The sequence below is a fragment of the Enterobacter cloacae complex sp. IR5450 genome, assembly GCF_049238665.1.
Taxonomy (GTDB): Bacteria; Pseudomonadota; Gammaproteobacteria; order Enterobacterales; family Enterobacteriaceae; genus Enterobacter; species Enterobacter hormaechei_C.
In genome coordinates this window covers 24,296-45,344 of the sequence record NZ_JBMKIC010000022.1, presented here as the reverse complement: position 1 = coordinate 45,344, position 21,049 = coordinate 24,296, and the positions used below count along the sequence as shown (strand labels likewise).

The 21,049-nt window shown below is 56.3% G+C and carries 16 protein-coding genes; 7 read left to right on the top strand and 9 right to left on the bottom strand.

The genetic code is table 11. From position 1 onward, the window contains the following. The first annotated feature begins 3 nt into the window (after positions 1 to 3). From gspL to ACOTYB_RS16415, 6 genes are all read left to right on the top strand, one after another. Entirely contained in the window at positions 4 to 1,137 is a 1,134-nt protein-coding gene (gene gspL / locus ACOTYB_RS16440) for a type II secretion system protein GspL (RefSeq protein ID WP_003858342.1), read from the top strand. Then, the gene (gene gspM, locus ACOTYB_RS16435) at positions 1,134 to 1,619 is read left to right on the top strand and encodes a type II secretion system protein GspM (RefSeq protein ID WP_022650705.1); all 486 of its coding nucleotides are present in this window, start codon (positions 1,134 to 1,136) and stop codon (positions 1,617 to 1,619) included. The genes gspL and gspM overlap by 4 nt, the downstream gene beginning before the upstream one ends. Next, positions 1,616 to 2,413 (top strand): prepilin peptidase, encoded by a 798-nt coding sequence (locus ACOTYB_RS16430; RefSeq protein WP_022650706.1) that lies wholly within the window; start codon positions 1,616 to 1,618, stop codon positions 2,411 to 2,413. The genes gspM and ACOTYB_RS16430 overlap by 4 nt, the downstream gene beginning before the upstream one ends. A 253-nt stretch (positions 2,414 to 2,666) precedes the next feature. Next, entirely contained in the window at positions 2,667 to 5,369 is a 2,703-nt protein-coding gene (locus ACOTYB_RS16425) for a glycosyl hydrolase family 18 protein (protein WP_023324390.1), read from the top strand. Between the two features lie 101 nt (positions 5,370 to 5,470). Then, positions 5,471 to 5,911, top strand: coding sequence for a type III secretion system invasion protein IagB (gene iagB / locus ACOTYB_RS16420; protein ID WP_409248801.1), 441 nt, complete (start codon positions 5,471 to 5,473; stop codon positions 5,909 to 5,911). Between the two features lie 134 nt (positions 5,912 to 6,045). Then, positions 6,046 to 7,866, top strand: a complete 1,821-nt coding sequence (locus ACOTYB_RS16415) for a glycoside hydrolase family 19 protein (RefSeq protein WP_421765841.1) — start codon at positions 6,046 to 6,048, stop codon at positions 7,864 to 7,866. Positions 7,867 to 8,011: 145 nt separating this feature from the next. On the opposite strand, the gene ACOTYB_RS16410 is transcribed toward ACOTYB_RS16415, so the two are convergent. The 8 genes from ACOTYB_RS16410 to aqpZ all read right to left on the bottom strand — a co-directional run bounded on the left by ACOTYB_RS16410 (position 8,012) and on the right by aqpZ (position 18,114). Then, on the bottom strand, positions 8,012 to 9,025 hold the full coding sequence (locus tag ACOTYB_RS16410) for an NAD-dependent epimerase/dehydratase family protein (protein ID WP_032661724.1): 1,014 nt from the start codon (positions 9,023 to 9,025) through the stop codon (positions 8,012 to 8,014). A 92-nt stretch (positions 9,026 to 9,117) separates the two neighbouring features. Next, the gene (locus ACOTYB_RS16405) at positions 9,118 to 10,554 is read right to left on the bottom strand and encodes an SDR family oxidoreductase (RefSeq protein WP_220153696.1); all 1,437 of its coding nucleotides are present in this window, start codon (positions 10,552 to 10,554) and stop codon (positions 9,118 to 9,120) included. A 10-nt stretch (positions 10,555 to 10,564) separates the two neighbouring features. Continuing rightward, a complete protein-coding gene (gene ltaE / locus ACOTYB_RS16400) occupies positions 10,565 to 11,566 on the bottom strand; it encodes a low-specificity L-threonine aldolase (RefSeq protein WP_409248800.1) in 1,002 nt (333 codons plus the stop codon). A 38-nt stretch (positions 11,567 to 11,604) separates the two neighbouring features. Further along, entirely contained in the window at positions 11,605 to 13,323 is a 1,719-nt protein-coding gene (gene poxB / locus ACOTYB_RS16395) for a ubiquinone-dependent pyruvate dehydrogenase (RefSeq protein WP_017693711.1), read from the bottom strand. Between the two features lie 239 nt (positions 13,324 to 13,562). Continuing rightward, on the bottom strand, positions 13,563 to 14,531 hold the full coding sequence (hcr, locus tag ACOTYB_RS16390) for an NADH oxidoreductase (protein ID WP_220153697.1): 969 nt from the start codon (positions 14,529 to 14,531) through the stop codon (positions 13,563 to 13,565). A gap of 10 nt (positions 14,532 to 14,541) precedes the next feature. Then, positions 14,542 to 16,194 (bottom strand): hydroxylamine reductase, encoded by a 1,653-nt coding sequence (gene hcp / locus ACOTYB_RS16385; protein WP_017384847.1) that lies wholly within the window; start codon positions 16,192 to 16,194, stop codon positions 14,542 to 14,544. Positions 16,195 to 16,338: 144 nt separating this feature from the next. Further along, positions 16,339 to 17,238: a lysine exporter LysO family protein gene (locus ACOTYB_RS16380; RefSeq protein WP_220153699.1), complete on the bottom strand. Its 900-nt coding sequence runs from the start codon at positions 17,236 to 17,238 to the stop codon at positions 16,339 to 16,341. A gap of 180 nt (positions 17,239 to 17,418) precedes the next feature. Next, positions 17,419 to 18,114, bottom strand: coding sequence for an aquaporin Z (aqpZ, locus tag ACOTYB_RS16375; protein WP_026080729.1), 696 nt, complete (start codon positions 18,112 to 18,114; stop codon positions 17,419 to 17,421). A 291-nt stretch (positions 18,115 to 18,405) separates the two neighbouring features. Here aqpZ and ACOTYB_RS16370 point away from each other — a divergent pair, with 291 nt between their 5' ends. Continuing rightward, positions 18,406 to 20,064: an ATP-dependent endonuclease gene (locus tag ACOTYB_RS16370; protein WP_023324396.1), complete on the top strand. Its 1,659-nt coding sequence runs from the start codon at positions 18,406 to 18,408 to the stop codon at positions 20,062 to 20,064. Here ACOTYB_RS16370 and ACOTYB_RS16365 read toward each other — a convergent pair. After that, positions 20,061 to 21,017, bottom strand: a complete 957-nt coding sequence (locus ACOTYB_RS16365; protein ID WP_045897769.1) for a VirK/YbjX family protein — start codon at positions 21,015 to 21,017, stop codon at positions 20,061 to 20,063. The two genes, ACOTYB_RS16370 and ACOTYB_RS16365, sit on opposite strands and share 4 nt — an antisense overlap. Positions 21,018 to 21,049: the final 32 nt, after the last annotated feature.

Here is a 21,049-nt window from a genome sequence, read left to right as displayed (position 1 = left end):
GTTATGAAACAGGTACTTTTTGTTCGTCCCGACAGCCGCGAGCGCGGGAAAATAATGTGGTGTGAGTCCGGCAGCGAGCGCGTCGAGGTGGTCGACAGCCTGGAGATGCTGGCCGAACACCCCCTGGCTACGCGCGTTTGTCTCCTGTTACCCGCCAGCGACATGATTTTCCGCCATTTTAGGCTAGCGAAAAAGGTGGCTTCTCAGGGAATGGCCTTCTCGTGGATGGCAGAAGAGACGCTGATTGGCGACGTGGACAACCTCCACTGGACGGTACTCCACAAAAAAGGCGCCGACGTCGACGCCGTGGCCATTGACGCCGACCGCCTGCGCGCAACATTAACCCGCTGTCAGGAGGCCGGATTAAACGTGATTCAGGCCCTGCCTGATGCCTGGCTCCTGCCCGTGACGGCAGGGGGCAGCACGCTGGTCGCGCAGGATGATGGCTACTGGCTGCGTTTATCGCCCCATGTGGCGGGTGAAATGGAGGCAACCCTGCTGCCGCTGTTAATGCAGAAAGCCGGGGTCGGGGAAGTGTGGTGTTACGGCGATGCGCCTGCGAAGGTGCACGTTGACGTGCAGCATGCCTGGCAGCATCCGCTGGCGCTGATCCAGCCGCAGTGGCAAACCTGTCGCGTTAACCTGCTTCACGGTGAATTCAGCCTTAAGGCCGGTCATGGGCGGGCGGCGAAAAGGATGAAAGCCGCGATGGTGGCGGCGGGCGTGCTGTCTGTTGGTCTGCTGCTGGGGCCACGCATTGCGATGGCCTGGATGCTGGTGCAGCAGGAAAATCGGGTGCAGCAGGAGATCGTCCAGGTTTATCAGCACCATTTCCCCAGCATGCGCCAGCAGACCAATATCAAATATCACTTTGGCCAAAGCCTGAAAAAACAGAGCAAGGGGTTCTTTCTTCAGCTTGAGGAGCTGGAGAAAGCCCGGCAGTCAGTCCCTGCGATGGAGATCGATCTGCTGGAATACGATGCGCAGCAAAACACCCTGACGCTGAGCGTCAGCGCGCAAAACCAGCCCGCGTTGCAGGCGTTTGTTAACCAGACCAGTGAGAATTTTGATTTTACCTTACAGCCTGTTTCAACAACCGAACCGTATACCGCCATGATCGCAGGGAAACATAAATGAAAGAGCGAATCGCACAGCTGAAAGCGCGCTATCAGAATTACAGCGCCCGGGAAAAAATCATTTTAAAAATATGTGCCGTTGCCATTGTGGGGGCAGCGGTGTATTACACAGGAGTGATCCCCTTGGATAATATGATTAAAAATAGTAAATCGACACTTAAAAGACAAAAAGAGACGCTTAACTGGATGCGCAGTGAAATTGATAAAAATCATCTTCAGATCCAGTTAGTCAAAACGGATAATCCGCGTACGGTGGTCGAGAATAGCGCCCATGAAATTAACCTTTCGCTGACGGATGTGCGCCAGGAGGGGCAAACTTTATCGTTCGTGGTGAATCGGGTTAATGTGTATGAATTAAAAAGCTGGCTGCGTGAAATTAATCAGACCACCGGTGTGAGATTGCAAAAAATAAACCTCACGCCGGTTGACCACCTCAGCGATGTGAAAGCGCAGGTGCAACTCACCTGGGCAAAAAACGCATGAATACCTTCGCGCTGATGCGGGATGCCTTTCCGGTAGGGTTCCCGATAATGAGTGCGATCCTGGGCGGCATTGTGGGCAGTTTTCTTGGCGTTGTCGCCGAACGCGTACCGGGGATGGTGATGGATGAGGAGGGGAGCGGTAATCTGCTCATTCCGGCCTCGCACTGTCCGGTGTGCCAGCACGCGCTCGCCGCGTGGGAAAACATCCCGCTGCTCAGCTGGCTTTTATTACGGGGGCGCTGCCACCAGTGCGGCAGCGCGATCCCGCTGCGACTCTTTCTGGTCGAACTGATCTCCGCCTTGTTTTTTGGCATCACGGCCTGGTGCATGCCGGACGTTCAGGCGCTGTTCTCTTTGTGGTTACTGGCGGCTTTTTTACTGCCGCTGGCCATGATCGACTGGCAGCACCAGCTGCTTCCGGACTGCCTGACCCAGCCGCTGCTGTGGGCAGGTCTCTTGCTTCATGTGTTTGACCACACGTTGCCGCTACGCGATGCGCTGTTCGGCGCGGTGGCGGGCTATCTGTCGCTCTGGCTGCTCTACTGGGCTTTTCGTCTGATCACGGGACGAGAAGGTCTGGGTTACGGGGATTTTAAGCTACTGGCAGCGCTGGGCGCCTGGTGCGGCTGGCAGGCGTTGCCCTCTATTGAACTGGCGGCAGCGTTAAGCGGTATTGTCGGTTATTTCGCCGTAAATAATTTAAATAAAAATAACCTCACTATTTCTTTTGGTCCTTATCTCGCCTTTGCTGGAATAGGGGTTTTTATTAGTCAGCAAATTGCTTTCACATTTTAAATATACAGGTCAAGATTTTTTATAAATCTTTTTGATGGAGGAAGGAAAGGACGATCCTTTACGCTCAGTGTATCGTAAGAGATATAAGCTACACGGGATTTGGCTTGTATCTTTTAATGGAGGAATACAACGCAGCAACAATTTTTTGTTCACGGCACTCACGTTGGTTAAATACGCATTACGCGAAACGCATCCATGATCTCACGGAAGACATGGGTTACTACGTTATAAATAAATTTATCAGGAAATAAAAATGAAATTTATGAAGCCAAAATATCTGGCGCTCTTTATTGCGGCGGCAACCAGCTCCGCATTTGCAGCAGCGCCAGGTGCACCGACGATCGGCTATGGCAATGACAAATTTGCCCTGGTGGAAGTGGATCAGGCTGCACAGGATTATAACAATCTTGTCAAAGTGCATAACGATGGCGTGGATGTAAAAGTTGAGTGGAACGTCTGGAGTGGTGATGCGCCAACTTCTGCGAAAGTTCTGCTGGACGGACAGACCGTATGGACCGGCGCAGCCGGTGCGACGGGCTCTGCAACGTTTAAAGTGAAAAAAGGCGGGCGTTATCAGGAACAGGTTGAAGTCTGTAATGCCAGCGGCTGTGCGAAAAGCGCCAGTAAGCTGATTATTGTGGCTGACACCGACGGTAGCCACCTGCTGCCGCTGAATACGTCTCTCCAGGAGAACAACAAAGCGTTCGCGAAGCATACCGATAAAGTGGTTGCGGCCTACTTCCCGGAATGGGGCGTTTACGACCGTAACTTCCCGGTTGATAAGATCCCTGCGGCAAACCTCAACCACATTCTGTACGGCTTCATTCCAATCTGTGGCGGTGACGGCATCAACGACGGCCTGAAAACCATTGAAGGTGGTAACAGCTTCCGCGTGCTTCAGAACGACTGTAAGGGCCGTCCTGACTTTACCGTGGCGATCCACGACCCATGGGCTGCGCTGCAAAAACCACAGGCTGGCGTCTCCAACTGGGATGATCCGTACAAAGGTAACTTTGGCCAGCTGATGGCGCTGAAAAAAGCGCATCCAGGCCTGAAAGTGCTGCCATCTATCGGCGGCTGGACGCTTTCCGATCCGTTCTTCCACATGGGCGACCCGGCTATCCGAGCACGCTTTGTCTCTTCTGTGAAAGATTTCCTCCAGACGTGGAAATTCTTTGACGGCGTGGATATCGACTGGGAATTCCCGGGCGGTGGCGGTGTAACCGAAAACCTGGGTAACCCGCAGCAGGATAAAGCGACCTATACCGCACTGATGCACGACCTGCGCACCATGCTGAACGAGCTGTCTGCACAGACGGGCCGTACCTATGAACTGACCAGCGCCATCGGTGCAGGTCGCGATAAGATCGAAGACGTGGATTACACTACGGCTCAGCAGTATCTCGACCACATCTTCCTGATGAGCTACGACTTCTACGGCGGCTGGAGCAACACCGTTCTCGGCCACCAGGCTGCGCTGCGTGCGCCAGCATGGCGTCCGGACACTGATTACACCACTGAAAACGGCGTTAACGCGCTGCTTGCGCAGGGTGTACAGCCAGGCAAGATCGTGGTGGGTGCGGGCATGTATGGCCGCGGCTGGACCGGCGTGCATGGCTACACCGGTGACAATCCATTCACCGGTACGGCAACCGGCATGGTGAAAGGCACCTGGGAACCGGGCGTGGTTGACTACCGTCAGATCGTGAACGAATACAAAGGCAAACCGGGCTGGGAATACGGCTACGACACGACCGCTGAAGCCCCTTACGTCTTCAACAAATCCACCGGCGACCTGATCTCGTATGAAGATGCGCGTTCAACCACGGCGAAAGGCAAGTATGTTCTGGCCAATAAACTGGGCGGTCTGTTCGCGTGGTCTATCGACTCTGATACCGGCGACATTCTGAATGCGATGAACGAAAGCCTGCTGGGCGGCGACTCGACTCCGGTTGATCCGGTGGTCACCAACCACGCGCCAATCGCGTCCTCTGCCGATCAGAACGTGTCTGGCCCGGCAACCGTCACGCTCGATGGCTCTGCTTCCAGCGATCCTGATGGCGATGCGATTACCTACAAATGGACTCAGGTCTCTGGTCCGTCTGTCACCATCAACAACAGCACCAAAGCGAAAGCGACCTTCAATGTTGCGGCAGCGACCACCGACCAGACCATGACGTTCCGCCTGACGGTGACCGATGCAAAAGGCCTGAGCAACGCGATTGATGTCCAGGTGGTGAACAAGGCACCGAAAGCTAACCAGGCACCGGTTTTAAACCCAATGGAAGCGATCACGCTTGAATCTGGTGAAACCTATGCGCTGCATGCCCAGGCTGCGGACCCAGACGGTGATGCGCTGACCTACGCCTGGAGCGTACCAGCAGATATGCACGCCACCGGAACTGACTCCGCGAACGTGAATATCACGGCGCCGGAAGTGAGCTCGACGTCTACCTACACCCTGAGCGTGGTAGTGAGCGACGGTAAGACCAGCGTGCAGTCTAACGTCCAGGTTACCGTGAATCCGAAAGCGGCGCCTGCACCGGTACCTGCTGACGAAGACACTAACCCGGCGGATGACGTTACCCCTCCGGCTGATGATGTGACTCCTCCGTCTGACAAAGGAAGCTGCGATGCACCTGTGGATGCTAACGCCAGCAAATACGCGGCGTGGGAATCCAGCAAAATCTACAACGGTGGCGATACCGTAAGCTTCGACCATCTGGTGTGGAAAGCGAAGTACTGGACTCAGGGCAATCAGCCTGGCTTCGGTGTGGATGCATGGGAGCTGGTGAGCAACGTGAAGATGAACTGGCGTTCTGACCTGGTCTACAACGGCGGCGACACTACCACCTATGAAGGTAACGTTTACCGTGCGAAATGGTGGACCCGTGGTGATAACCCAGCCAACAGCGACGTATGGGTAAAAGAAGGCGCATCAACAGATTGCAAATAATCTAACCCATTAATCACTCCCCCTTTAGAGGGGGAGTGATTCAAAATTCATTTTACAGGATGTTGGTAAGGAGAAATAACCGAAACTGTCAGCAGGTAAAAATGAAAAAGTTAATTTTGTTGTTATTGATAATAAGCCAAAGCGCACTGGCAAATTGTTGGGATAAAGCGGCGCATTATTATCATGTCGATCCTTATTTACTGTACGCGATAGCGAATGTGGAATCCGGTATGAATCCGTATGTGGTTGGGCAAAACCGCGATGGCACGCGGGATGTCGGGCTGATGCAAATCAACAGTTCGCATTTTACCGCGCTGGAAAGCAGAGGCATCGACGAATATCGATTAATCACTGAGCCGTGTACTTCGATCATGGTCGGGGCTTCTATCCTTTCCGGGATGATCAGGGTGTATGGCTACAACTGGGAAGCCGTTGGCGCGTATAACGCCGGACTGAAAAAAGAAAATTATCCGCAGAGGATGAAATATGCCCATAAGGTCTGGGCCAAATATCAGCAACTGAAATTAGCGGCACGTTATTAACGTTTTTTATTTTTGAAGAATTCCTGAAGGTGTTCTTCGAAAAGTGAAAACAGCTGAATGTGGTTTATGTATTAACGGAGTAATACCTAAGCCGGGATATTAACATTTAATTTGAAACGAACAGGAAAACTGAAATGAACAAAAGGACGTTACTGAGTGTACTCATTGCGGGAGCCTGCGTGGCGCCATTCATGGCCCAGGCTGCGAATCTGAAGGAGACCAGCATTGAGCCGTACACCATCAAAGCCAGCGATCTGGCGAAGAAAGAGAAGGAACTGACGGACTTCCCGCTGATGGCTTCGGTTAAAGAGACCATCCAGACGCTGGATAACGCGCAGGTCGAACTGATTGAGCCAGGCCGGGCGGCGAACCCGGACAACGTTAAACGCGTTGAAGGGATTGTGAAAGCCAGCGACTGGGAATATCTCTTCCCGCTGCGCGCCCAGGCCTATACCTACAGCAACTTCCTGAAAGCCGTGGGTAAATTCCCGGCGCTGTGTAAAACCTATAATGACGGTCGTGACAGCGACGCCATCTGTCGCAAAGAGCTGGCCACCATGTTTGCCCACTTTGCCCAGGAAACTGGCGGCCACGAAAGCTGGCGTCCGGAAGCCGAATGGCGTCAGGCGCTGGTCCACGTACGTGAAATGGGCTGGAGCGAAGGGCAGAAGGGCGGTTATAACGGCGAATGTAACCCGGACGTCTGGCAAGGACAGACCTGGCCTTGCGGTAAAGATAAAGACGGCGATTTCCTGAGCTATTTCGGACGCGGTGCGAAACAGTTGTCTTACAACTACAACTACGGTCCATTCTCTGAAGCGATGTACGGCGACGTGCGTACGCTGCTCGACAAACCTGAGCTGGTGGCGGACACCTGGCTGAACCTGGCGAGTGCGATCTTCTTCTTCGCCTATCCGCAGCCGCCAAAACCAAGCATGTTGCAGGTGATCGACGGTACATGGCAGCCGAACGACCACGATAAAGCCAACGGTCTGGTTCCGGGCTTTGGTGTGACCACCCAGATCATCAACGGCGGCGTTGAGTGCGGCGGCCCGACTGAAATTGCGCAGTCTCAGAACCGTATCAAATACTACAAAGAGTTTGCAAACTACCTGAAAGTGCCTGTTCCGGCGAATGAAGTGTTGGGTTGCGCCAACATGAAGCAGTTCGACGAAGGTGGCGCAGGCGCCCTGAAGATTTACTGGGAACAGGACTGGGGATGGAGCGCGGATACCCCGGACGGCAAGACCTACTCTTGCCAGCTGGTGGGCTACCAGACTCCGTTCAGCGCCTTTAAAGAAGGTGACTACAGCAAGTGCGTGCAGAAGTTCTTTAACGTGAAAATCGTTAACGATGATGGTTCTTCCGTTACCCCGGACGAAACCCCGGTCACGCCAACACCGACGCCATCTGGCGATGAAACGCCAGCGCCAACACCAACGCCGGATGAAACCCCGGTCGAACCTGTTGTGGTGAACCACGCGCCGGTTGCGCAGATTGCCGGTCCGATCGGTGCAGTGGAAGCAGGTGCGCAGGTTTCTCTGAGTGCGGAAGGCTCCACCGATCCTGATGGCAACAAACTGACGTATACCTGGCGTTCCCAGGATGGTCAGACTGTTACCGGCCAGGACAAAGCGGTTGTGACCTTCACAGCGCCAGAGTCTGCGACGGCGCAGCAGTATGAAGTGAGCCTGACCGTCAGCGATGGCGAGCTGAGCAGCACCACGTCTTACCTGCTGAACGTGAAAGCGAAAGCGGCAACGCCATCCGGAGAAGATACGTCTTACCCGGCATGGAGCGCGAACAGCAAGTACAACGCCGGTGATATCGTGAACAACCACGGTAAACTGTTCCAGTGCAAACCGTTCCCGTACAGCGGCTGGTGTAACAACTCTCCAACGTACTATGAACCAGGCGCAGGTCTGGCATGGGCTGAAGCCTGGACGGCTCTGTAAAAGCAAACGGCAACCCCCAGGGTTGCCGTTTTAGTGTCTGCACCCTCTCCCTGTGGGAGAGGGCCGGGGTGAGGGCATCAGTCCGCACTCTCTGTTTTTTGCCGGGTGGCGCTGCGCTTACCCGGCCTACATGAGGCAGGAACGCTTACCGGTGCAACTTCCCGTGATCCCGTAACCACGCCGCCGTACGCACTATCCCTTCATCCAGCGAGACAATCGGTTTATATCCCAGCTCGTTCTCCGCCCGAGAAATATCCAGCGTAAAATCAAAGTTGAGCTTCGACACACCGTAATGCGTCAGCGCAGGCTCTTTCGCCGATTTGCTGCCAAAACGCTCCATGCTGCGGGCAATCATGTCCAGCATTGGGTAGGGAACGGAACGGATCCGGCAGTCGATTTTTAATTCGTCAATCAGCCTTTGCACAATGCTGCGCAGGGTACAGGGTTCGCCGTTGGTGATGTTATACGCGCGCCCCGACACCAGCTTATCGCATTCCGGCTGGCTCGCCAGCCACATGGCGTGAACGGCATTTTCGTAATAGGTCATGTCCACCAGCGCATCGCCGCCGCGCGGTAACAGCACGCTGCCGTAGTGATGCATCATCTGGGCCAGTCGCGGGATGAAGACTTTGTCGTGCGGCCCAAACAGGCTCTGCGGACGCAGCACGGTAAAGCGGGTGTGCGGGTTTGACTGGGCCAGCAGGTCGATCACCTCTTCGCCCGCCGCTTTACTGCGGGCAAACTCACAGGCAAAGCGCGCCGGGCGGAAATTTTCCTGAATATCACGATGGTGGTGATAGTCGAAATAGAGCGATGGAGAGGAAATATGAATAAAGTTACGCACGCCCCAGGCGACGGCCCATTCACCCAGACGGCGCGTGGCGCGCACGTTGGCGAGATCAAAGGCTTCCTGGGTACCCCACGGGGAGGTAAAACTGGAGCAGTGCCACAGCGTATCGATACCGGCGAGCATCACCTTGGCCTGAGAGGAGACCAGCTCCGTCAGATCGGCATGGACAAATTCAGCGCCCATTTTTTGCAGGAGCTTACCCATCGCCTCATTGCGACCAGTGGCCCTCACGCTGATGCCTTTGTTGCGCAGAAACTCGACCGCATTTCGGCCTAAGCCGCTGGTCGCCCCGGTAACCAGTACCTTCATAACAATCCACTGTGTTGAAAAGAATTTCGTGCGCATTCTTTCGTGAATTACGATGTGTTGCAATGGGAAAGGTGAAAGATTAAGAGTTTTATTTAGTTATTTTCCCGCTTTTCTTCTGCCAGTAGCGCAATCCGTTTCGCCATTCCGCGGAAGATAAACAGGTGTGCCGGGATCATCAGCAACCAGTAAAACAGACCCGGCATTCCGTGCGGATGCCACCATGCCCGAACGTCCAGTTCACGATGGTCGCCCTTGTCCTTCAGGGTGAAGCAGAGCCGCCCCAGCCCCGGCGCCTTCATGCCAAACAGCAGCGCCAGCTGTTTTTCCGGCTCAACGATAATCACCTTCCAGCTGTCGACGGTATCGCCCACCTTCAGCCAGGGATGGGCAGGGCGCCCTTTTGCCAGCCGGTGACCGACCAGCAGATCCAGCGCGCCGCGCGTTTGCCACAGAATATTGCCGAAGAAATAGCGCTCTTTGCCGCCAATCTGGTTCACAACTTCCCACAGCGCTGCCAGGCTGGCCGTGGTTTTGACCGTACAGCCCGCCTGTTTCGGATAATAGCCGTACTCGGGCCGCCAGCGGGCAAACGCCTGCGCGTCGTAGCCCCAGTCGCTGGAGTTCACCAGCTTCTCTTCTTCTTTCAGCGTATTGCGTACGGCATCGTCGAAGGGGATCAATTCCTGAGGGATCAAGGCACGCAGTTCACGATCGTCCGCCAGCAGATCGTGCTTCAGTCCCTGTATAAGCGCTTTGGCAGTCGTCGGCGGCACGGAGGTGATCACATTCAAAAACCACACCGAAATCCAGCGGGTCGGGAAGGGGATGGGGATCAGCCAGCGGCGGCGGCCGCTCACCCGCATAAAATGTTCGAACTGCGCCTGATAGCTCAGCACTTCCGGGCCTGCCGCCTCCAGCACGCGATGCTGCTCCGCCGGGTGATCCAGCAATGCCACCAGATAGTGGAGTAAATTCTCCAGCGCAATGGGCGTGGTGCGCGAGCGTACCCAGCGCGGCGGCGTCAGCACAGGCAGGTTGTAGACCATATCGCGCATCACTTCGAACGCGGCGGAACCCGCGCCGACGATGATCCCTGCCCGGAGTTCGGTGACGGGGATACGGGCGCTTCGCAGCGTTTCTGCCGTCAGCTGTCGGGCGCGCAGATGATCTGACTGCTCGTTCTCAGGCGCCTGGAGTGAGCTTAAAAAAATCACCTGCTTCACCGGCGTTTGCCGCAGCGCTTCACGAACGTTCATCGCCACCTGACGCTCGTGGGCGATAAAATCGCCGCCTTCGCCCATGCTGTGGACAAGGTAGTAAAGCGTATCGACCCCTTCCAGCAGCGCAGGAAACGCTTTCGGCCAGTTAAGGTCAACGTTGTGACACGTCACGCCAGGCAAATGTAGCTTTTGCAGGCGTTCCGTGTTGCGTGCCGCTGCCAGCACCTGGTGGCCCTGCTGGCTTAACGCAGTGGTCAGATGCTGACCGATATACCCGCTGGCGCCGAGCACCAGAATACGTTGCGGCACGGTATGCTCCTTAACGCTTTAAAAACGCCTGCCAGTGTTTCACCACCTCGGTCAACTGCTCGCGGTTAACGTCAAGATGCATCACCAGTCGCACGACCGGGGAGGCGTTGATCAGCACGCCTCGGGCTTTCAAAAAGTCGCCCAGCGCGGCAGCATGCTCATCGCCGACGCGGACAAACAGCATGTTGGTGTCGTGTCGCATGACATCAGCGCCGATTTCACGCAGCTGCGCTGCCATCCACGCCGCATTGTCGTGATCGTCTTTCAGGCGTGACACGTTATTTTTCAGCGCGTACAGTCCGGCAGCCGCCAGAATACCCGCCTGACGCATCCCGCCGCCGGTCATTTTGCGCCACCGGTTGGTGCGTCTGATGTAGTCTGCGCTGCCAACCAGCAGGGAACCTACCGGCGTGCCCAGCCCTTTAGAGAGGCAAATGGTGAACGAGTCGCAATATTGGGTGATCTCTTTCAGCTCGCAGCCGTACTCCACCACGGCGTTGAAGATACGTGCGCCGTCGACGTGGAGGCCGAGCTTGCGCTCGCGGGTAAAATCCCATGCCGCTTTCAGGTATTCGCGCGGCAGGACTTTACCGTTATGGGTGTTTTCGAGGCTTAGCAGTTTAGTGCGGGCGAAGTGAATATCGTCGGCTTTGATTTTCGCCGCGACTTTGTCCAGCGGCAGCGTACCGTCCGGCGCAGCATCGATCGGCTGCGGCTGGATGCTGCCGAGCACCGCCGCGCCGCCAGCTTCGTACAGGTAGTTATGCGCCCCCTGGCCGACGATATACTCCTCGCCGCGCTCGCAGTGGCTGAGCAGCGCCACCAGGTTAGCCTGCGTGCCGGTGGGCAGGAACAGAGCAGCCTCTTTACCGCTCAGCTCGGCCGCATAGCGCTGGAGTTCGTTGACCGTCGGGTCATCGCCGTAGACGTCGTCCCCGACCGGGGCGGCCATCATCTCTTCGAGCATGGCGCGGCCCGGACGGGTAACGGTATCACTACGTAAATCAATCATGGCATGTCCTTATATTTAAAAAGGCGATGCCAGATGTTTTACCTGAGCCAGTTGGTTTTTGCCAGTTCGATCACCTCGTCACCGCGCCCGCTGATGATGGCGCGCAGCATGTAGAGGCTAAATCCTTTGGCCTGTTCCAGCTTGATTTGAGGCGGGATCGCCAGCTCTTCTTTGGCGACCACCACATCCACCAGCACCGGGCCGTCGATGGCGAAGGCGCGTTGCAGGGCGTCGTCCACCTCTGAGGCTTTCTCCACCCGAATACCGGTGATACCGCAGGCTTCGGCGATGCGGGCGAAGTTGGTGTCGTGCAGCTCGGTGCCGTCCGTGAGGTAGCCTCCGGCCTTCATCTCCATCGCCACGAAGCCCAGCACGCTGTTGTTAAAGACCACGATTTTCAGCGGAAGCTTCATCTGCGCCACCGACAGGAAATCCCCCATCAGCATACTGAACCCGCCGTCGCCACACATCGCCACCACCTGACGTTCCGGTGCCGTCGCTTTTGCGCCCAGCGCCTGCGGCATGGCGTTGGCCATTGAGCCATGGTTGAACGACCCAAGCAGGCGTCGTTTGCCGTTCATTTTCAGGTAGCGTGCTGCCCAGACGGTGGGCGTTCCCACGTCGCAGGTGAAGATGGCATCGTCGTCGGCGAAGTGGCTGATCTGCTGCGCCAGATACTGCGGGTGGATCGCTTTTTCGCTCGGTTTGGCGAGATCGTCCAGCCCCTTACGCGCATCGCGATAGTCGCTCAGGGCTTTATCCAGGAATTTGCGGTCCGTTTTTTCTTCCAGTAGAGGCAGCAGGGCGGCGAGGGTGGATTTGATATCGCCGATAAGCGCCATATCCACCTTGCTGTGCGCACCGATGCTGCCGGGATTAATGTCGATCTGGATAATTTTGGCATCCGTCGGGTAGAACGCGCGGTACGGGAACTGAGTGCCGAGCAGGATCAGCGTGTCGGCGTTCATCATGGTGTGGAAGCCGCTGGAAAAACCGATCAGCCCGGTCATGCCGACATCGTACGGATTATCGTATTCAACGTGCTCTTTCCCGCGCAGGGCATGCACCACTGGCGCCTTGAGCTTGCCGGCAAATTCCACCAGCTCTTTATGCGCACCGGCGCAGCCGCTGCCGCACATCAGGGCGATATTGCTGGAGTATCGCAGCAGTTGCGCCAGCTTTTTCAGCTCTTCTTCGGCAGGGGTAATGGTTGGCTGTGGCGCAGAGTACCAGTGGGTGGTGGCGGTTTCAGGTGCGGCCTTCAGCGCCACGTCCCCCGGCAGCACAACCACCGAAACCCCGCGATTCAGGATCGCCTTACGCATGGCTATCGCCAGCACCTGTGGGATCTGCTCCGGTGATGAGACCAGCTCGCAATAGTGGCTGCATTCACGGAACAGCTCCTGCGGATGCGTCTCCTGAAAATAGCCGCTACCGATTTCAGATGACGGAATGTGAGCCGCAATCGCCAGCACCGGAACATGGTTGCGGTGACAGTCGAACAGACCGTTGATGAGGTGCAGGTTTCCCGGTCCGCAGGAACCCGCACAGACGGCGAGTTCACCCGTAAGCTGCGCTTCGGCACCGGCGGCAAAGGCGGCGACCTCTTCATGGCGGGTGGGCATCCACTCAATGGTCTTCATCTTGTTAAGGCTATCGCTGAGTCCGTTCAGAGAGTCGCCGGTGACGCCCCAGATACGCTTTACGCCAGCCTGCTCAAGGGTTTTTGCTATGTATGCAGCCACGGTTTGTTTCATGGTTGTCCGTCTCCTTTTTGTGATATCGCTTACAAGCTTAGAAGAAAGTCGCTGTATTGCCTGCTCAGTCCTCTTTAAGTACAGGTGGTTTTTCTGCGCGACGCGCCTGGCAAAGTCAAACAAATAACGGGCTGCCGTACAGGCAGTAGGCACAAAATAGGCCGGGTAAACGTAGTGCCACCCGGCAAAAAGCCCGGTGGCGCTGACGCTTACCGGGCCTACAGGTGAACCACGACAGATTATGCGAGCACAAGATCGCCCTTCGGATGGCACGAACATGCCAGCACATAGCCCTCGGCAATTTCCGCGTCGGTCAGCGTCATGGTGCTGGTGACCGTGTACTCACCGGAAACCACTTTGGTCTTACAGCAACCGCACACCCCGGCGCGACAGGCCGCTGCCACCGGTACGTTGTTGCTTTCCAGCGCTTCAAGCAGCGTGGTGCCCACGCGGCCAAAGAAGGTCTGCGCCGGTTGCAGCTTCGTGAACTTCATCCCGCTGGTCGCCGCTGCCGCTACAGGCGTGAAGAACTGCTCTTTGAAGAAGCGGGTCACGCCGAGCGCTTTCACTTCTTTCTCCACGATCTCCATATAAGGCGCCGGGCCGCAGGTCATCACGATGCGGTTCGCAATATCCGGCACGCTTTGCAGCAGCTCGCGGCTCAGGCGCCCCGCGACAAAACCGTGCGTCGCGTTGTGCTCAGCCACCAGCGTCGCCGGATAGTTGCGCCATTCTTCGGCAAAAATCACATCTTCCGGGGAACGCACGCTGAAAATCACCTGCACGTCGGCCTGAGGACGGTATTTCGCCAGCCAGCGACGCATCGACATAATCGGCGTCACGCCACAGCCTGCCGCCAGCAGCAGGAATTTATCTTCCGTCTTGTCGTCACAGGTAAACTCGCCCTGCGCGTCAGACAGCCAGATGTAATCCCCGCGCTTCACGTCCCGGGTCAGCCACTCGGATCCTGCGCCGTCATCAATACGACGGACGGTGAGCGTAATGTATTCGCTCACGCCCGGCGTGGAGGAGAGGGTGTAGGCGCGCAGGGTATCCGCCGAATTACGCACGCTAACCAGCGCATACTGACCTGGGCGGTACGGGTAGTAGTCATGGCACAGCAGCGACAGCGTCCACACATCCGGCGTCTCCTGATGGATGTGATGAACCTGCATCCGCCACGGACATTGTGAGGTTGGCATGGTCATGAGTTACTCCTTACGCGCTCAGCAGTTGCTTCATATCATCTTCAACGTTGGTCACGGAACGCAGACCAAATTTCTCGTTCAGGATGGCCAGCAGGTCCGGCGTCAGGAAGCCTGGCGCAGTCGGCCCGGTGACGATGTTGGTCACGCCGAGAGAGAGCAGGGTCAACAGAATAACGATCGCTTTCTGCTCGAACCAGGAGAGCACCAGCGACAGCGGCAGGTCGTTCACGCCGCAGCCCAGTTTCTCTGCCAGCGTGACCGCCAGAATGATGGCTGAATACGCATCGTTACACTGACCCGCATCCACCAGGCGTGGCAGACCTTCGATGTTGCCGAAGTCCAGCTTGTTGAAACGGTACTTACCGCAGGCCAGGGTCAGGATCAGGCAGTCTTCCGGTACGCGGGTGGCGAAATCGGTGAAGTAGTTACGTTCCCCGCGCGCGCCGTCACAGCCGCCGATCAGGAAGATGTGACGCAGTTTTTCACGGCTGACGAGGTCAATCAGGGAATCCGCCGCACCCAGCAGGGTTTCACGGCCAAAACCGACGGTGATGAGGTGCGGGATTTCGCTGTACGGGAAGCCTGCCATCTGCTGCGCCTGAGCGATAACCGGACCGAAATCGTCGCCTTCAAGGTGGCTCACGCCCGGCCAGCCGACGATGCTGCGGGTCCAGATACGGTCGTCATACGCGCCGACGGTCGGGTCGATGATGCAGTTAGAGGTCATAACAATTGGGCCAGGGAAGCGGGCGAACTCCACCTGCTGGTTCTGCCAGCCGCTGCCGTAGTTACCGATCAGATGCTTAAATTTACGCAGCTCCGGGTAGCCGTGCGCGGGCAGCATTTCGCCGTGGGTATAAACGTTAACGCCGGTGCCTTCGGTCTGCTTCAGCAGGTTGTAGAGATCTTTCAGGTCATGACCGGAGATCAGGATGCATTTGCCTTCGGTCGCTTTGACGTTGACCTGCGTTGGCGTTGGGTGGCCGTAGGTGCTGGTTTCACCGGCATCCAGAATACTCATCACTTTGAAGTTCATCTGGCCGATTTCCATCGAGCATTCCAGCAGGGCGTTCATGTCGGAAGGCCAGGTGCCCAGCCATGCCATGATTTTGTGGTACTGGGCGTAAATAGCGTTATCGTACTGGCCGAGTACGTGCGCGTGCTCCATATAGGCCGCAGCACCTTTCAGACCATACAGGCACAGCAGGCGCAGGCCGAGGATGTTCTCGCCAATTGCCGCTTTGTCCTTATTTGGGGTGAATTCTGCGGCCTGACGCTGTAGCTCGCCCAGGTCGTCGCTCACCAGCTGTAGCTCCGCCATCGGGTTGTCCACGCGGGCGCTGGCGTCGGCATTCAGGCACTGCGCTTTCAGGGCTTCACGCAGGGCAATCGCTTCGCGGGCATAGCCCACAATGCGTGGAGAATCGAAGTTAACGTTGGTCAGCGTGGAGAAAAATGCGCGCGGCGCAAAGCTGTCGACATAGTGATCGACAATGCCATATTCACGGGCTTTGAAGGCCCAGGCGGACAAGCCTTGCAGCGCCGCAATCAGCAGATCCTGGAGATCGGACGTTTCTGCGGTTTTGCCGCACATACCCTGCGCGTAAGAGCAGCCGTTGCCTGCTGGGGTACGGATGGTTTGTTCACATTGCACACAAAACATAATCACACCTGTTAAAGTTATATTTGAGATACATGTTTAAGGTTATGCCTGTGCCACAGCAGAGAAAAGTGCTTTCTTATACTAAGTGGAGGGTTATTGATTTAGCGCAATTTTGGCGGCAGGTTCACTACCGCCAAAGCAGTATTAGGCTGAGAAGAACGCCATCAGAATGGGTACCAGCAGGCTCAGAATAAAGCCGTGTACGATGGCGGCAGGAACCATCTCCAGCCCTCCCGAGCGCTGTAACACCGGCAGGGTAAAGTCCATTGAAGTGGCCCCGCACAGGCCCAGCGCAGTAGAGCGGCTGCGGCTTACCAGGCCGGGGATCAGCATGATGGCTAACAGCTCGCGCGCCAGATCGTTAAAGAAGGCGGCGCTGCCGATCACCGGACCAAACGATTCGGTCAGCAGAATACCTGAGAGCGAATACCAGCCGAAACCGGACGCCATCGCCAGGCTGGTTTTCAGCGGCAGATCGAGAATAAAGGCGTTAATCACTCCCCCCGCCAGTGAGCTGGCCACAACGATAACGGCAACCATCATGCCCCGGCGGTTAAGGACAATCTGTTTCAGCGTCATGCCATTATTTCGCAGCTGAATACCAATCAGGAAGAGCAGGAAAATAAGCGTATATTCGCTGGCTTCCGTTGCGTGCTGTAAAAATGCCCAGCCGGTCAGACCCAGTAAAAAACCGAGTACCACCACGCCGCACAGCTTTAATGATTCCAGCGCCATCGCAATACGGGAGGGAAGCTTTTCCTGATGATGGTGATTTTCCCAGGGAATAGTGCGTTCCAACCAGAACAGCGCGGCAATATTGCACAGCAGAATAACCACTACCGTAACCGCAGAATAATGCAGGATGGAAAGCAAGTTCGTCGCCAGATTATCCAGGAAGGCCAGGCTGATCCCCATAAAGAACAGAATGACGTAAACAATCCAGCTGAGAAAACGATTAATAAGCTTTAAGGCCGATTCATGACGCAGCGGAATAAGGTAGCCCGCAATCAGGGGCAGAAGAATGATGAGGAGTCCTGAGAACATGAACAGCCGGTCCTTTTGAGTATCAGTTAAGCGCCAGAGACACTACCCAATAAAGGCTGTGAGGTAAAGCTACAAAAAAAGCCGGGTGGCGGCTACGCCTTACCCGGCTTGTCTATTTGGGGTGGTGCGGCCTGATGCCCTCACCCCGGCCCTCTCCCACAGGGAGAGGGGGGAAAACCATTAATCGCGTTTTTCCAGCAGGGTGCGATACAGCACGCCGCCCAGAATACCGCCGATAATTGGCATCACCCAGAATAGCCACAGCTGTTCAAGCGCCCAGCCGCCCTGGAAAATAGCCACCGCGGTGCTGCGCGCCGGGTTAACGGAGGTGTTGGTCACCGGGATGGAGATGAGGTGGATCAGCGTCAGCGCCAGACCAATAGCGATGGGGGCAAAGCCCGCAGGCGCGTATTTGTCCGTTGCGCCGTGGATCACCAACAGGAAACCTGCGGTGAGCACAATTTCAATCACGATAGCAGACAGCATTGAGTAGCCGCCTGGCGAGTGTTCGCCGAAGCCGTTCGACGCAAATCCGCTGGCCGCGGCGTCAAACCCGGCTTTTCCGCTGGCAATTACGTACAGCACCGCCGCGGCAATAATACCGCCAATAACCTGGGCAATAATATAGCCAATAATATCTTTCGCCGGGAAACGTCCGCCCGCCCATAAACCTAATGTGACGGCCGGGTTGAAATGACCGCCGGAAATATGCCCCACGGCGAATGCCATGGTTAATACGGTTAAACCGAATGCCAGCGCGACGCCGACAAATCCAATACCTAATTCCGGAAATGCGGCTGCCAGTACTGCGCTACCGCAGCCACCAAACACCAGCCAGAATGTGCCAAAGCATTCTGCCGCTAATTTTCTGAACATAACCACCTCAATAATAAACGTCCGCGCCCATTCCTGCGCGCGGGTTATATCGCCATAAAGGGATGACGACTCAAAGAGCCAGTATTTTGAAACCATCAACATCCCTTCGCCACTCAAATAAATTCACTAAATTTGATTTAAGGCAATGTGATGTTAATCCTTGTTCAGAACGGAGGTAATTAGAGCATAGCCCAATAATTAAGGAGGCGTATATTCTGCTGTCGTGACCCACAGCCTGCCGCTATACTGCTGATAACTTGAAGGAAAAAGTGGCCGAATTGCGGGGGATGTATGCTACTCGAACGTGTGGAGATTGTCGGGTTTCGCGGGATTAACCGTCTGTCGCTGCAACTGGAACAGAACAACGTCCTGATAGGCGAAAACGCCTGGGGTAAATCCAGCCTGCTGGATGCCCTGACGCTGCTGCTTTCGCCCGAAGAGAACTTGTACCACTTCGTTCATGATGACTTCTGGTTTCCGCCGGGGGATGTCAACGGGCGCGAGAAACACCTGCATATCATTCTGACCTTCCGCGAATCCGAGCCCGGTCGCCATCGCGTGCGTCGTTTTCGCCCTATGTCGGCCTGCTGGGTGCCCTGTGAAGATGGGTTCCAGCGTATTTTCTATCGCCTTGAGGGCGAAATGGCGCAAAACGACGGGGTATTAACCCTGCGTGAATTTCTTGATGAGAAGGGGAATCCGATCCCGCTCGATAATATTGACGAGCTTGCCCGACATCTTATCCGCCTCTCCCCCGTATTGCGCTTACGCGACGCGCGTTTTATGCGGCGGATCCGTAACGGCACCGTGCCGAATATGCCCGAGGTAGAAGTAACCGCCCGCGAACTGGATTTCCTCGCCCGTGAACTGGTCTCACGGCCGCAGAACCTCACCGACGGCCAGATCCGTCAGGGACTGTCTGCCATGGTACAACTGCTGGAGCACTACTTCTCCGAGCAGGGAACGGGGCAGGCGCGCCACCGTCTGATGCGTCGCCGCTCGCACGATGAACAACGAAGCTGGCGCTATCTCGATATTATCAACCGCATGATCGACCGCCCCGGCGGGCGTACGCATCGGGTGATCCTGCTGGGTTTATTCTCCACGCTTTTACAGGCGAAAGGGACGGTGCGCCTGGATCGGGACGCGCGCCCGCTGCTGCTGGTGGAAGATCCGGAAACGCGGCTCCACCCGATTATGCTTTCCGTGGCGTGGCATCTTCTTAATCTGCTGCCGTTGCAGCGAGTCACCACCACGAATTCCGGAGAGCTGCTCTCTCTGACGCCGGTAGAGTATGTCTGCCGCCTGGTGCGTGAATCGTCGCGGGTCACCGCCTACCGGCTCGGGCCCGGCGGGTTAAATGCCGAAGATGGCCGACGGATTGCGTTTCATATCCGTTTTAACCGTGCCTCTTCCCTGTTTGCCCGCTGCTGGTTGCTGGTGGAAGGGGAAACGGAAACCTGGGTGATAAACGAGCTGGCTCGCCAGTGCGGGCACCACTTTGATGCCGAAGGGATCAAAGTGATCGAATTTGCTCAGTCTGGCTTAAAACCGCTGATCAAATTTGCGCGCCGGATGGGGATAGAGTGGCACGTGCTGGTGGATGGCGATGAGGCGGGTAAAAAATATGCGGCGACCGTGCGCAGCCTGCTCAATAACGATCGTGAAGAGGAGCGGGAACATCTGACCGCGCTGCCTGCGATGGACATGGAGCACTTTATGTACCGTCAGGGATTTGACGACGTCTTTCACCGCGTGGCGATGATCCCGGTGGATGTACCCATGAACATGCGTCGGGTGATTGCCAAAGCTATCCATCGGTCGTCAAAACCGGATTTGGCCATTGAAGTCGCGACGGAAGCCGGCAGGCGAGGCGTGGAGTCGGTGCCCACGCTGCTGCGTAAAATGTTCTCCCGCGTCCTCTGGCTGGCTCGCGGGAGGGCCGATTAGCGGTCAGTCGCCTGCGAAACCTGTTGGATCAGGCTATCAAGCAGGGTATAGCGGCGGCGGTATTCGGACCGTTTTTTACTCGCAATCTCTTCCATCGGTTTGCGTGGCATGGTCAGTGGCAGGGCAAAGTTGCCGTTATCCTGCTGCTGTCCGCCAAGGGAGCGCCAGAAGCTGTCATAGTCAGCCAGCAATTTTCCCTCTTTTTTCTTGCGATAGCGCCAGCTGCGGTAGATGTGGGTGGCGTTACTCACCGCGAGGATCTGCTCGACCGGGAAGGCGCCTGCCAGCGTCATGACCGCTTCAACCAGCAGACGTTTTGGGAACAGTCCGTGACAGGCTTTGGTCGCCAGCTGAATGTGCTCGTGCGGGACATGCGCTTTCGCCCCCTGCATTCCGCCGATGAAGAGCGTTGTCTTGCCCTGGTATTTGCACAGCGTAAAGGTCAGCTCGGCCAGCACCGTGTTCTGGTGGTCGCAAAAAGTGAGGGTCGCTTCCCCTTCTTTGTCCAGAAACGCATCCGCGCTCAGGCGAACGCTAAACTGCTGTTCCTCTTTGCCCGTTAACGTCACCAGCGTGATGCCCTGGCTGGAGAGGTAGCCGTTGAGCAGCGACGCCGGAAGATGGCGGCTCATCATCTGATAGTGATCGTTCAATGCGTCCAGCGTATTCTGACGACCCATATTGATGGTCAGCCACGGCCGGTGCAGGCGGCACGGCAGGCCGGGCTGCACGCGCAGGATCTGCATCAGACGGGGCTGTTTTGCAAGGTTTCCGAGCAGGCGCGCAGTGGTGAACGGCGTTGCCAGCGAGCGCAACATAAACTTACGTCGATAGGCCGGATTTTGCCACGCCAGCCCCGGCGTGAGGGAACCCGATGTCAGGCTTTTAAACAGTTGCCAGCCCGATTTAGGCTGGGGCAGCGTTGAATAAGGTGTATCGACGATGGAAGACATGTTAGATCCTGCTTCTGGTGGAATATCGCTAT